This is a genomic window from Nocardia ninae NBRC 108245 (assembly GCF_007990755.1).
In the GTDB taxonomy this organism is placed as follows: Bacteria; Actinomycetota; Actinomycetes; order Mycobacteriales; family Mycobacteriaceae; genus Nocardia; species Nocardia ninae.
The window spans coordinates 1-14,325 of the sequence record NZ_BJXA01000022.1 but is presented as its reverse complement, the minus strand read 5'-3'; the positions used below and the strand labels follow the sequence as shown (position 1 = coordinate 14,325).

Annotated in this window: 7 protein-coding genes; 3 read left to right on the top strand and 4 right to left on the bottom strand. The window is 63.9% G+C overall.

Features of this window, described 5'->3' with window-relative positions; all coding sequences use genetic code 11:
* Nucleotides 1-10: 10 nt before the first annotated feature.
* Nucleotides 11-8,476, bottom strand: coding sequence for a type I polyketide synthase (locus NN4_RS17830; protein ID WP_147132348.1), 8,466 nt, complete (start codon nucleotides 8,474-8,476; stop codon nucleotides 11-13).
* Between the two features lie 525 nt (nucleotides 8,477-9,001).
* Between NN4_RS17830 and NN4_RS17825 the strand changes: the two genes are divergently transcribed.
* The 3 genes from NN4_RS17825 to NN4_RS17815 all read left to right on the top strand — a co-directional run bounded on the left by NN4_RS17825 (nucleotide 9,002) and on the right by NN4_RS17815 (nucleotide 11,864).
* A complete protein-coding gene (locus NN4_RS17825) occupies nucleotides 9,002-9,778 on the top strand; it encodes a hypothetical protein (protein WP_186818491.1) in 777 nt (258 codons plus the stop codon).
* 943 nt (nucleotides 9,779-10,721) lie between these two features.
* Nucleotides 10,722-11,162 (top strand): helix-turn-helix domain-containing protein, encoded by a 441-nt coding sequence (locus NN4_RS17820; RefSeq protein WP_147132342.1) that lies wholly within the window; start codon nucleotides 10,722-10,724, stop codon nucleotides 11,160-11,162.
* Between the two features lie 96 nt (nucleotides 11,163-11,258).
* Nucleotides 11,259-11,864, top strand: a complete 606-nt coding sequence (locus NN4_RS17815) for a 2'-5' RNA ligase family protein (protein WP_186818490.1) — start codon at nucleotides 11,259-11,261, stop codon at nucleotides 11,862-11,864.
* Nucleotides 11,865-11,875: 11 nt separating this feature from the next.
* On the opposite strand, the gene NN4_RS17810 is transcribed toward NN4_RS17815, so the two are convergent.
* The 3 genes from NN4_RS17810 to NN4_RS45750 all read right to left on the bottom strand — a co-directional run.
* Nucleotides 11,876-13,078: an MAB_1171c family putative transporter gene (locus NN4_RS17810; protein WP_147132331.1), complete on the bottom strand. Its 1,203-nt coding sequence runs from the start codon at nucleotides 13,076-13,078 to the stop codon at nucleotides 11,876-11,878.
* A 10-nt stretch (nucleotides 13,079-13,088) separates the two neighbouring features.
* A complete protein-coding gene (locus NN4_RS17805; protein WP_186818489.1) occupies nucleotides 13,089-13,595 on the bottom strand; it encodes an ImmA/IrrE family metallo-endopeptidase in 507 nt (168 codons plus the stop codon).
* Nucleotides 13,596-14,067: 472 nt separating this feature from the next.
* Nucleotides 14,068-14,325 (bottom strand): hypothetical protein (locus NN4_RS45750; protein WP_222595095.1); only part of this gene is annotated, 258 nt, incomplete at its 5' end.

The window sequence follows — 14,325 nt, the reverse complement described above, 5'->3', positions numbered from 1 at the left end:
CCCGTTCGGGCTAGTCGGCGCCGACCACGAGACCCGTGAAACTCGGGAAGGTGTTCTCGGCAGACAGCTCCTCGGCGATCGTTTCCATCACTTGCGCGCTGGCGTTCTGGATGAACAGGTGGCCACCGGGCACAGTCGTGAGCGAGAAGCCGCCCATCGTCAGCTGCTCCCAGCCGCGCAGCTGGGCCGGCTCGAACAGCGGGTCTTCGGCACCGCGCAGGACCGTGATCGGAGCACGCAACGTGACACCGTTGTCGAAGCGATAGTTGCCGAGCATCTTGAGGTCCGCCCGTACCGCCGGTATCAGCGGCTTGACCGCCGATTCGTCATCGAAGTGTTCGGCGAACAGACCGTTGTCTCGCAACACTTCGAGTATCCGGCTGTCCGATTCGCGGTCCAGGTCGAAGCCGTCGCGGAGGTGTTTCAGGTTCCGCACGTAACCCTCGACCAGTTCGGGCGAGGGCCATCCCCCGATGATGAGTTTCATCGGGACCTCGGCGAACTGCTGCTCGAGGTACTTGGTGAGCTCGTAGGCGATCAGTCCGCCCATGCTGTGCCCGTAGATGACGAAGGACCGGTCGAGGTACGGCAGCATGGCATCGGCCAGCTCCGCGATGAAGGCGGGCATCGAGTCGATCGGCACCTCGTCGATGCGGTTGTCCCGGCCCGGGTACTGGATTGCCACCACGTCGACCGTGTCGGGCAGGCTGTTCGCCCACGAGGTGAAGGCCGAGGCGCTGCCGCCGACGAAGGGCAGCGTGAATACGCGCAGCGTCGCCGTGTCGGATCGGCCCTTCGTCGCGCGGATCCAGCGCTCCGGGCCTGCGGGTTCCGCCCCGGATGCGGGCAGCGCCACGGACCCGGTGTCGAAGACGTGGGCGAGGACATCGGTGGCGAGCTCGACCAGGGTGGGCCCGCGCATCAGGCCCATGGTCGGGAAGTCGATGTCGAGTTGCTTGGCCAGCACGTTGCGGATCTGGCCTGCCATGAGCGAGTCCATGCCGAGGTCGGTCAGTGAAACGTCATGGGCCAGTCGATCGACCGGCATGTCGAAGATCCGCGAGACCTGCTCGGACAGTGCCGTCACCAGCCGCGCTTCGCGCGCGTCCGGCGCAAGCTCGACGAGCTGGGCGCGCAGACTCTCGGCACCGAACGTGGTGGCCGAGCCCGATGCGCCGTCGACGGCGAGATGTGCGAGCCGTAGCGAGCTGCGGAACGACGGCATCACCTGACTCATCATCACGAAGTCCACGCCGAATACGCTTGCGCGGCTTATACCTTGCGCCAGGCACCGCCCGACGAAGCCGCACGCTGTGTCCGGTGAGATCGCCTTCCATCCCATCCGAGCGAGCGTGTCGAGCTTGTTGCGCACGATGAACCCAACCTCCCCGATGGCGCCCCAGTTGATCGTCAGAGCAGGCAGTCCGAGGTCGCGGCGGTGTGCGGCAAGCGCTTCCAGGAACCCGTTCGCCGCTGCGTAGTTGGCTTGACCGGGCGTGCCGATGTACCAGCTCATCGACGAGTACATGACGAAGGCGTCCAGGTCCAGCGCACGCGTGTGGTTGTGCAGATGCCACGCGCCGTCGATCTTCGGCCGCACGGCGCGAAGGAACTGCTCCTCCGTCATCTGGGTCAGCGCCACGTCGTCGAGCACCATCGCGGCGTGGAAGACGCCCCGCAGCGGCGGCAGTTCCGACAGCCGCTCCAGCAGCCCGACGACCTCGGCCTCGCTCGACACGTCGGCCCGTTCGAGCACCACCTCGGCGCCGGACTCCCGCATCGCCGCGATCACCGACTCGTTCTCGGCATCGACCTGGGCCCGGCGCCCTACCAGCACCACGGTGCCCGCGCCCTTGTCGACCAGCCATTGGGCGGTCCACAGACCGAATCCCGTGTATCCGCCCGTGACCAAGTAGGTGCCATCGGCGACGAACGCCTGGTCCGAACTCGGATAGACGAGAAGCTCCGTCTCCGGCTCGAACTCGACAACGACCTTACCGATCTGCTTGGCGCCCGCCATGTAGCGGAACGCGGAGACCACGTCGTCGGCGCCGAAATCCGTGTGGGGGAGCGCAGGCAGCGTGCCCGCCGCGACACCGTCGAGCACCTTCGTCATGGACTCGCGGCACAGCGCCGGATCTTCCAGCAGCAGTCGGTCGATATCGATCGCCGCGTAGATGAGGTTGTTGCCGAACGGCTTCAGACCCAGTTTGTAGTTGTCGTAGATGTCCTTCTTGCCGATTTCCACGAACCGCCCTCGGGGACGGAGCAGCTCGAGGCTCTTCGGAATGGTCTCGCCCTGCAGGGAATTCAGCACGAGATCGACCCCGTCGTAGCGCTGTCGAATCGCGTCGGCGAACGCCAGCGAACGGGAGTCGAAAACGTCCTCGACACCCAGCGTTCGAAGGTATTCCCGCTTCTCCTCGCTACCGGCGGTGGCGATGACCGTGGCGCCGAGCAGGTGTGCGATGTGGACCGCGGCGAGCCCGACACCGCCGGCGGCGGCGTGGATGAGAACCCGCTCGCCGCGGCGCAGCCTGCCCACTTCCACCATGCCGTACCAGGCGGTCAGGTACGCCATCGGCAGCGTCGCGGCATCGGCGGCCGAGAGGTTCGCCGGTGCCGCGAAGACCCGCCGGACATCCGCGACCACCATCGAGCCGAAACACCCGCGAGCAAAGGCGACAACACGATCCCCCGGGGCAATGCCCTCGACCTCGGATCCGACCTGCGTGACAACTCCGGCGCATTCGACACCGAGGTTGTTCTCGTAGAACCCGCCGAAGGTCGCGCCCTCCGACAGCACCCCGAGCGACAGCATGACGTCCCGGAAGTTCAGGCCGGTGGCGAGCGGCCGAATGGCGACGTCGCCCGGACCGATGACCGGCACGGCCTGCTTTTCGAACCGCAGCTGCTCGACCCCGGGCTCGGCGGGAGCGGCCAGCGCGAAGGGGATCTCGTCCGCCACGCGGGCGAGTGTCGCCACCGACGCCTCGAACTCGGCGAGCGAGACGTGCTCGAGGCGGTCGATGAAACGCTTGTCCGCGCGGAAGGCGACCTCCTCGTCTGCGGCCTGCACGTGAAGTAGCTCATCGAAGAGCTGAGACGCGCGCTGCCCGGCGTCCGATGTCGCCGGGTCGAAGTCGATGATCTTCGCGGGCAGGGTGACCTGCTCGTTCAACAGCACCCGGAGAATTCCCCAGCTCGGCAGCTGTGCGGGCGTGACGCGGTCGGTCGCCTCGATGGTCTGTGCCCCCGCTGTCGCCACCCAGAACCGCGGCGCCTTGGTCCAGTCCAGCTGCTGAACCGCCTGCGCCAGCGCGATCACGCTGTAAGCGCCATGAAGTTCCAGCTCGGGCAACAGCTCGGTGGTGAGATCTGACCCCGCGAAATCCAGGTTCCACAGATGCAGCACGCCGGCCACACCTGCGGTGCGTTCACGCACCTGCTCCAGCACGCGCTGCATATCCGCGCTGCTCGTCGGGTGCACCCGGAAACTCCGCGCGTCGACCTGCTCGAAGGCCGCGCCGCGCGTGACGACGACACTCGCGGCGCCCGCGTCCCCGAGCATGGCGAGATAGCGTTCGGCGACACCATCCGCGTCCGCGAGGACGACCCAGGCACCCGGCTCGACGCGCGGCTGATACGGCTCGAGGTCCAGCGCCTGCCCGCGCGCCAGAATCACCGAGTTGCCGGACTGCTCCGCAGTGGCCCGCTCGGAGAAGACCTGGACGTGCTCGAAGCCCGCGGTCGGCAGAAAGTCGCGCCATGCCGCATCGGACAACAGCGGGTAGTCCGGCCGCAGGTCGTGGTCGGCGAACCTCCACCACCCTTCGGTCATCCCGAAGGTCAGGTCGACCCAGTGCGGCGACACCGCTCCCTCGACGATCAGCAGCTGCCCCTGCGACGTCAGCAGACGTTTGACGTTGTCGAGGGTGGCCCGCAGACTCGCGGTGGCGTGCAGCACATTCGACGCTACGACGAGGTCGAAGTAGTGCGGATCGAAGCCCTGCGCCTCGATGTCGGTCTCGATGTCGAGGATTCGGTAGTCCATGAAATCGCTGTCGGCGAACCGCTGGCGCGCTTTGGCGAGGAACAGCTCCGAGATATCCGAGTACACGTATTCCGCACGCTCGGCAGGCAGTTCGGCGAGCACATGGCCGGTCGTGCCGCCCGTGCCTGCACCGATCTCGAGCACCCGCACCGGTCGATCGCTCGGCAGCGCCCGCAGCAACTCCGCGACGATGCGGCGGACGATGCGATTGGTCTTCTCGAACGAGAACGAGGTCCCGTAGAGATCGGCGACCGATTCGAACTCGTCCTCCGGGAAGATCAGTTCGACCGGATTGACCTCGTCGCGAAGGACGGCGGCCAGCTTCGTGCCACAGCGCTCCAGCACCGCGAACTCGCTCGCGCATTCCGGATGCTCCGCGCGCAGCCGGGCAAGTATCGGTCCGGGATCGACCCTGGCAGGCGTAGTCAGCACCCGCCACGTTCCGGCGTCGTCTTCGATGATCCCCTGCAGCGACAGCAGCTCGAGTACGCGACCGAGGTACCGCCGATGTTTCTCGTGCACCCCGAGCTCCCGCGCGACCTCGTCCAGGGTGCAGCGCCGGTCGATCGAGAAGTTCATACCCAGCTGGTAAAAGGCCTCGGTCACATAATCGATGCACAGCCGATCCATATCCACTTCCGTCACCGCGTGGTAGTGGTTGTTGACCGACCAGTCCCGCAGCTCGGCGATCAACGGATCGACGGCTACGTGCAAGTCTTCTTCCGAGGGCAGGAAATCGGCTGGGATGCGTGTCTTCGCGTGTACCGGTGCCGGGTGCCAACGGAAGTCGTAGAACGACTGCAGGAGGTCGTCGCCCGCATCGGTACTTTGGGTGATGGACTTGAGCCGCATGCCTTCGAACTCGGCCACTATCGTTCCGTCGTCGGCGACGATCAAGAAATCGCCCTCGCGATACATCGGGTCCCCGTGCAGGCGTGCGTTTCCGTAGCAGTACACGGTACCGCTGGGCTTCCGGTAATAGCTGAACCGTTTGACCTCGACCGGAAGGAAGAGCGTTTTGGCTTCGCCGTCGGGACGATTACTCGGCAGGACGTCGTCGTAGACCATGGCGAGCGAGGTGATGCACGAGTCGAGCAGTCCGGGATGGAACGCATGGCGCGGCGCCTCGTCCGCGGCCGCCGACGGCGTCTCGAGCAGCGCCAGCGATTGGCCGGGGGCGTGCGTGAACTTGATGGCCGCCTTGAACGTCGCGCCCAATGACAGGCCATTGTGTTGGAGGTCGGCGTAGAAACCCGCAGGATCGACCTCAGCGCTGCACTCGGCCTGGAGTTCCGCGAGCGGTTTGGGGAGCGCGGCGGCGGGAGCATCGCGGCGAAGGGTCCCCAGCGAATGCAAACTCCAGTCCTTGTCGCCGTCCTGACGGCTGTACACGGAAAACTGCAGCGCCGCGGTCAGCACCACTTGGACCGATGGGGCCGGGCGGTTGTCGAAAACGAAGAGGGCGCGCCGGAACTCGACATCCTCGAGCGAGTACGCGCCCGCGCCGAACGCATCTTCCGCGCAGCCGATCACCATGTCCAGGTGTCCCGCCGCGGGAAAGACGATGGGCCCTTGGACCCGGTGATCGTCGAGCCACGGGAATCGGACCGGGTCGAGCTTCAGTTCCCATACGTATTTGCCCGGCTCATCGGCGACTGAGACGTAGCTCCCGTCCCCGACGAGCGGATGCCCCAGCGACGGGAATCGGTTGCTGCGTGACGTCGCCTCTTCCAGCCAATAGCTTTCGCGCTGCCACGGGTAGAAGGGCACCGGCACCCGTTCGGAGATACCGTCGAACAGGGTGTCCCAATCCGGGTCGAAACCTGCCACATACAGCGAAGCAAGCGAGTTCAACAGGGTGACGTAATCGCTGTGCTTGCGATTCAGTGATCCGACGACAGTTCCCTTGACTTGCCGCTTGTCGAGCAGCTCCGCAATGGCCGTTGCGTGAATGGGGTGCGGGCCCAATTCGACGAACGTCAGGTGCCCGTCTTCGATCAGGCGATCGATGGTCGGCGCGAATTGCACCGGCTCGCGCACGTTGTGCCACCAGTACTCGGCATCGAGCGCGCCGGTGGGGGCGATGGCTCCGGTGACCGTGGAGTACATCGGAATCGTCGCCGGACCGGACTCCAGGCCGGCGAGCGAGGAGATCAACTCGTCCCGCAGCGGATCCATGTGGTGACTGTGGAACGCCACACTGACCTGGAGCATGCGGCAGAAGATCTTGTCGTTATTGAGCTCACGCTCGATTTCCTCGAGCGCGTCGGGGTCGCCGGCGAGGGCGGTCGACTCCGGGCCGTTCAACGCCGCGACGGCCACCCGCCCGCGATACGCGGCGATCCGGTCCCCCGCCGCGTCTCGTGGCAGACCCACCGCGAGCATCTTCCCTTTTCCGGATGCTTTCTGCTGCACCCGGCTCCGATGGAAGATGACCCGTACCGCGTCCTCGAACGACAGCGCCCCCGACACGCAGGCGGCGGCGACTTCGCCGATGCTGTGGCCGACGACGGCCGCGGGGACGATGCCCCAGCTCTGCCACACGGCCGCCAGGCCGAGCTGCACCGCGAAGACGGCGGGCTGGGCGATGAAGGTTTCGCCGATCCGGCTGTCGGCCTCGTCCCGGCCGAGCTCCTCGATGACGCTCCAGTCGGCATGGTTGCTCAGCTCGGCGTCGATCCGCTCCACGGTCCGGCGGAACACCTCGTTGGTGGCGAGCAGCTCACGCGCCATGCCCCACCACTGCGGGCCTTGACCCGAGAACACAAAGGTCACACTCGAAGCGGCGTGCCCTTTGACACCGCTGCGAACCGACTCGGGCGACGAGCCCGCTGCCACGTCGTGCAGGGCGGTGCGTAGCTCGTCCACGGACGAGCACACCATGGCTAGGCGGTGGTCATAATGCGAACGTGTCTGTGCCTGCGTGGCCGCGATGGCGGGCAGCGCCGCAGCTGTCGCGGGGTCGTCGAGGAAGTCCGCGTAACTGTCGGCGTACGCCCGCAGCGCGTCCTTCGACTTGGCGCTGAGACTGAACAACACAGGCTCGTGCGCCGCATGCTCGGTTACCTTGTCCGGCTTCGGCGCCCGCTCCGGCGGACCCTCGAGGATGACATGGGCGTTGGATCCGCCGAACCCGAACGAATTCACACCCGCCAGGCGCGGCCTACCCGCGGGCCACGGTTGACGAGAGGTAGCAAGCTGCAGGCCCAACTCGTCGAACGGGATCGCCGGGTTCGGCTCCGCCGCGTGAATGTTCGCGGGGATCTCACCTTTGCTGACAACCAGGCACGCCTTGATCATTCCGGCGATTCCGGCCGCAGGCTCGAGATGCCCCAAATTCGACTTCACCGCGCCGACGATGCACGGCCCGTTCCCGTTACGTCCGGCCGACAGCGCTTTTCCGAGTGCGCGCGCCTCGATCGGGTCTCCGACCGGCGTTCCCGTTCCGTGCGCTTCGACATAACCGATGTCGGACGGAGCAATACCCGCATCACGACAGGCATCCGCAATCATCTGCGTCTGAGATTCCTCGCCGGGCACGGTCATGCCATTCGTGCGACCATCCGAATTGGTCGCGCTACCGCGGATCACCGCGTAGATATGATCGTCGTCGGCAATGGCCGCCGACAGCGGCTTCAGGATGACCGTGCCCGACCCCTCGCTGCGCACATAACCATCAGCCGACCGACTGAACGACTTGGACCGGCCGTCGGGCGACAGAAATGTCCCTTGACTGAACGCAATGGTGGTCTCGGGCAAGATGTTCGCGCCCACGCCCCCGACGATCGCCATCGTCGCCTCGCCGGAGCGGATACTTCGGCACGCAAGGTGAACGGCGACCAATGACGACGAGCAGGCCGTGTCCACGATCATGCTCGGACCGCGCAGGTCGAGCAGATACGAGACGCGGTTGGCCACAATACAGTTGGTGATACCGGCCATGGTGTGGCCGCCGAGCAGGTAACGATTCTCGGGATTGAGCTGAATGATCCCGTAATCATGGCCGGAGACTCCCGCGTAGACGGCAGTCCTACTACCGGCGAGGCGTTCGGGAACGATACCGGCATCCTGCAGCGCTTCCCAGGTCGTCTCCAGAAACAGGCGCTGCTGCGGGTCGATCCGCTGCGCCTCGAGCGGGGTGATTCCGAAGAATTGTGCGTCGAACGCCGTGATGTCGTCGAGGTATCCGCCCGCACGGGTCCGAAGATGCCCCGGCCGGGCCGCATCGCGGTCGTAGAAGGCTTCCTTCGTCCACCGTTCCGCCGGGACATCGCGAATGGCATCCCGCTCGTCGAGCAGGAGTTGCCAGAAGTCGTCGGCACTGGCGATTTGTCCTGGGAACCGGCAACCGATCCCCACCACGGCAATGCCCTCGGTTGCGGTCGATACGTCCTCGATCGTGGAACTCTCAATAGAACTCATCGCGTTACCTTTGTTCGTTATCCATGCATCAATGCGCCAAAAGGTATAGCCGATTTGCCGTCATTGACGGACGAAGCCGTCCCCGGCACGTCGTAGAAATCGATGTCCCTCGAGAAATGTTCATCCATCTCGGGAGGGGAGACTGCTGTCGATGGCTCGAAATGTCGGACATGACAGGCTTATACGAGCAGCAAGCCGCGATACCGAACGAAGAAGCAGACTTCCATCGTCGATTCGCGTTGTTCGGGCGCCGAGGCCACAGCGAGGCAAGGGCAACGGGGCGATCGGGCTGATCAGCGCAGGCAAACGTAGTTACACCGGGAGTTTGCTCAATCGTGCCGAACGTCCACATACCGATGTCTACCTCACGTCTGGTAGCAAGACCTGCGCTAGTAGACGAACGTAACGACCCGGAGTGCCCATGTCAACGCATCAGTGTGCATCACTGTGCACGATGCTCGGCAGCCTGCACCGGCCTGTAGTCGGTTCTGTGCAGGAAAACATCGCTTGAACAGGGAAGATCGCATGCAGTCATGGGTTGAGTGGAATGCCCTCCGGGCCGGAATCCGACAGCCCGGCATCGGCCACTTTGCACTCCTAACGTGCAGTCAGGCACCGAATCGATCGAGGAATAGCGATGCGCGTGTGCACGATGAAGCGGGCTGCATGTGCACGATGGGTAGCTCTGCTCAGGCAAATGGTATGGTGTTCGCCATGGGCGCCGAAGAGACCGAGAAGCGTCATAGCGTCGAGTCGGAAGGGCAACGGTTCGGTCGGCAGTTGAAGGCGTTCCGGCAGCGCAATCTTCCCGATGAGCTGATAACCCACCAGCGCATTCACGATTTGGGTGGTCCCACCCGGAATGTCCAGTCTCGGATCGAGAGCGGACAAGTCGACACCATCAGCTCCACCACGGCGGCCAAATACGACCGAGCACTCGAGGCGCTGGGATTACCGCCCGGGAGTGCGACTGCGGCTCTGTACCATGCTGCCCCGCTCGGATCGCCCGCCGGCGAGCAACCCGCTCCGGCGGCAGCGGACGACGACGTCGAGAGCGGTGTGAGCGCGCTGCAGAACCTGGCTCGCAAGCACCGGCCTGTCGTGGATCTCGTGACCGAGTTCGATCGGCTCGGCATCGAATTGAAGAAGGCCCGCAGCCACACCGAGGGCTATCAACTCGTCTTCCCCAAGGCGGCGATCGAACAGCTGCTCCAAGCCCTGCAACATGTCGCTAAACCCGCACACACCAGGCTCGAATCGGACCCGGAAGACACCCGCCCACCCGATGAGCGCATCGAATGACGGCCGCTGGTCAGGGTCCCAAGACCGCCGACGCCGACCACCGGCACCGAGTCGTTCGACCACGGCCAGCACATGTCCGGCAAAGCCCTCTGCGACGATCCGCGCGGCCAGGTGTTCGGCGTTGATTCGTCCGGCGCATCGTCCAGCGCGGTGATCCACGCGTAGTCGGAGCCGCGAACGGCTCGCCACGTGCGGTCGGTGTTGTGCGGATCGTGCACCCGCCGTTGTGAATGGCGCTCGTTGGTGTTTCGGCAGATCGAGGGGGCCGGGTCAAGCATTTCCTCAGTCCACACACCGACCTTTCGACGTACCCCAGGGTTTTCCCATGGTTCGGATGAAAGGCACTGGGATTCGTTGGGCTACTTCAGGTCGTATCGGACTGCCATCACCACAGGTGGCAGGCTGTTTTGAGAACTGTCGAGATGTCTCACACGCCCATCGGATTCGCGCCGCCTGTCCAGCGCAGTTGAGCATCCGTCCCTCGGATGTGCCGTCGGTCGACGATGGCGTCAGCCGCGACCGATCCACCGACGCCTCCCCTCGATCGGGGCGGTGGACCGTCCGCCACTATTATGCTCAAGTGGATTGGATACCTGGATCGATTCATATGAGCTAGTTGATCTGCGGTAGCCGTTCTGTCAACTAGAATGAATCAGTTGACGGCAACGCTTAACCACAGCTTAGTTAGATGGAAGGGGTTGGTATAGGGCCGCAGTCGGGGAGTGGTGCACACCGATGCCTTGGCGGCGGAATCGGCAGGCGCAGGATAGTCTGCGGCGCAGCGCTTCTCGGATCCGCGAGCGATCACTGCAGGCTTGTGACCGCGATGCGCCGAGCCCAGGCGCTTAGCAGGTTGCAACGACACTATCGGGTCAGCAGTGGCCGGCCACCTGGCCCTTGCCCGACGATCCGATCGACCAATGGACGAAGAAGTTGATGACTTATGCCTGATAGCGACGCAAACGAGCAGGTGACCACGCTCGCTGGCAAAATTGATAAATTGTTCCAGATCATCCCTCGCTCCGGCGGGGAGCAGCACACTAATGAAGAGGTGGCAGCAGCGTGCCGAGACGCGACGGGGGAAAGCTTCTCGGCTACCTACCTGTGGCAGCTGCGTACCGGTCGGCGAGACAACCCGACCAAACGGCACTTGGAGGCATTAGCCAACTTCTTCGACGTGCCGGTGGCCTACTTTTTCGACGACGACCAGGGCAAGCAGATTGAGGCGCAACTGGAACTGCTCGGCGCGTTGCGCAACGCTGACGTACGCCATGTAGCTCTGCGGGCGGTGAATCTGTCTCCCGACGGTCTCGGAACCATCAACGACATCATCGATGCAATCGTCAGGCGCGAAGCGATGCGGCGAGACGGCAGCGGAAGCTGAGCCGGCGCTGGCTCCAGCTCGGCACCGCGTGGGATCTCCGACAGCCCAACTGCGCAGTTACTTTCGAGAAAGATGGGTTCTCCTGTGGACACGTATATGGTCGACCAGCTCAAGCGTCGCTGGCCTGAGGACTGGACGAAGCTGCATGTCTATTTCGTCCCCAACACCACTGAGATCAAGCCCCTGGTCGATGCGTACCGGGGCGTCATCGAAGACCTCGACTGTGTGTCTCCGCAACCGGATCAATGGCTACACGCCACACTCATGGTCATAGACGGTATCCCGGCCCGAGACGTGACCGAACAACAGCTCGCCGACCTGACCCGACGCCTCGAGCAAGCGATGGCCGATCTGCCAGTCTTCACAGTCACCTGTGGCCCCGCGGTCGCAGGCCGCAGCACCATCGCCCTCGACCTGACGCCCGACCGAGGATTCGCGGAATTGCGTACCCGTGCCACCACTGCTGCCGCCCACGTCTTTGATGCGGATATGGCACGATATTCGAACGGCCGACCCCACATCACTCTCGGATACGCTCGCGGAGAAGGGGATTCCGGGATCATCCAGACCGAATTACTACACGCCACCGATATGAGGGTGCCGCTGACCGTCAATGCCGTCCGGCTGGTGGACGTGACTGCGGACATGGGGCGTCTCCAGTTCCGCTGGAACGAAGTCGCGATACTTCCCCTGAAGAGCTGATATTCCTCGCATCACAACTCGGCCGAGCTGACCTCTTCCCGTACTCGTCGACGGATGTGGCGAACCATCGGGTCCCGCGCGAAGGCCCGGGAGACACGCGCGAGCCAGTCTCGTTCGGCGTCGAACCCTCCCGACCCGATCGGCGGTGCGGCGGTAGTAGACGAGTCGAGGGGATACCGCACTCCGGCAGCGTGCGCCTCGAGCGCTCCCGCGAGCACCGATGCCTCGACGACGATCTCGACCTGGTCGCCGGTAAGACCCCGGAGCTCGGCGGCTTCGAGCGCCCAGCGGCGAACGTCGGGATGACAGTGGGGGCGCAGTGCCAGGCTCGCGTCCCGGATCTCGATCACCTGGCGGTAAACGCTGAAGTCGTCGTCGCCGCCGTCGACCGGCGCGAGCTTGATCTCGGGAAGCGCGGCATGCATCTGCCGCCACAGCGGCGCCAAATCGCGGTGATAACGACCGATGCGCGCGCGACGCAACCAGTCCCGGGCGAACCGGACCACCACAGGGATCACGGCGCCTATGCAGATCAGCGCGGTACAGGACGAGGACAGCACCGCAGTGACCAACGGCTCCACTGCGACCGGTCTCGGGCGGATCAGATTGACGATCATGACGACGGTTTTCCATGCGGCCCAGAGCAATCCGGTCACGGCGCCAGCCAACATGGTGTACAGCCCGACCCGCAGCGGCATCTCCAGAGTGGCGGCCGAATAGCGGCGGATCAGCGCGATGAACGCCGCGAACGCACACGACACGTAGGCGCTGAAAATGAGGAGATAGGCAGCGAACGGCGGGCGCTTGCCGTACGCGCCGACAAACGCGATCTCCAACTGCCCATTGCCCACCAGCAGCAACGCTCCCATGGATGCGAGGACGAGCACAGCGACCGCAGCGTGCCACGCGGTACGCCGCTGGGCCTGCGCGGGATCCCGCGTGGTGTGCGCCGACAAGGCGAAGAGGCAAAACCCTGCCGCGACCACCAGCCCGTTCCCCACCCAGCGGGTGAAAAGCGGTACGGGCTCGAACGCGCCGATGAAACGCTGCGTCGTCGGGGCGATGACGACGGCTCCTGCGCCTAGCAAGACAAAGCAAGCGATAGTGTAGTAGCCCGCCGCGTTGGCGATTTGCCGTCGACGAAGCTGTATCCACTTGGATGCGGCTATCACAAGACAGAATGCACCGAGAAAGTATTTCACGATGTCCACCACGGAAATTCCCCTATCCGAAAATTGCCCCGAACCGATTCACGCCGCATTCAAGTTCTCTACTGGTCAGCGTAGGTGGGTCTGCTCGCCCGGCGCGGATCAGGATCACCGATGCGAGCATTTCTGCCTCGGCCTCGTCGGACTCGGAATACGCAGTACGGCCGAGGACTCGTGTGATGAGCTCGGGAGAAAGATTCTTCATCAGTAGGGGAGCTACGGCTTCGCCCAGTGCGCCGGTGCCGCCATGGTTGTACAGAATATGAGCGGCCTCATGGGCGATGATGTGCTCTTGGTGCAGTGGACTTGTGTTTGCTGCATAGAAGATGTAATCAGCCTCCGGAGTGGCGACGAACATCCCACACGGGGTATCGCGATCCACGGTCATCTCTACCAGCTCAATTCGCCTACCGCGATACTTGATCAGGGCTTCGATAAAGGCTTTGGAATTGAAAGGGTATGGAATCGGCAGGGTTCGGGCGATCTCTTCACAATGTTTTCGTAAAATGAATATATCGGTCACGGCTGTGGGCGCACTAAACATCGCGAGCGACTGCTGATTGGGGACATCCGAACGCTGGGCCTGCTGTCTTCGGGTATCTCGGGATGCACCAGTTCAGTCTAGCTCGACGCTTGCTCGGACCATGGCGGGATGTCTTTCACCTCGCGGGGAGGTCGGCTGCACCCGGTAATGTCAATAATTTTCACCACAATATTTGTTGCGAGAATTAATTTCATACGAAAGCGACATGTGGTCCAATGCACGGTTGGGGATCAACTGCGAGCGCAGGACGATCTTCGCTGCCTGCTTCTGCGGCTTCTTGTCGTAGGGAATCCATATCGAGATCTACACTGCGGCATCCTAGAGGCGAAGATGCGCAGACTGTTGGTGTCACGTGACGCAAATGGAGGAACGACGGTGCCTAACCTTCGGGCATAGGAGCCGGGTTGGGCGGCGGCCGATCTCGTTGACTTGGAACGGGTAGCGCCGGGCATTATTTATCGCCGGATTCCGAGAGCGCGGTGGTGTCCATGTAGCACGTGGAGCTGCGCATAGAGACGTTGAGGTGCAGACTCGTCACTTCGTTCGCCCCAGGTGCCGAGTCTTCGAGCAGCGACACCACTCGATCGTCCAATGCGTCTACCGCACAGATGATCTCGCGGCTATGGTCGGCGCTGGGCGATGAGCGCAGTCGCTCGGGGAAGCCCGGTATTTCCTGCTCTACGCCGTCATGCGTCCGTGTGGGCGGGTG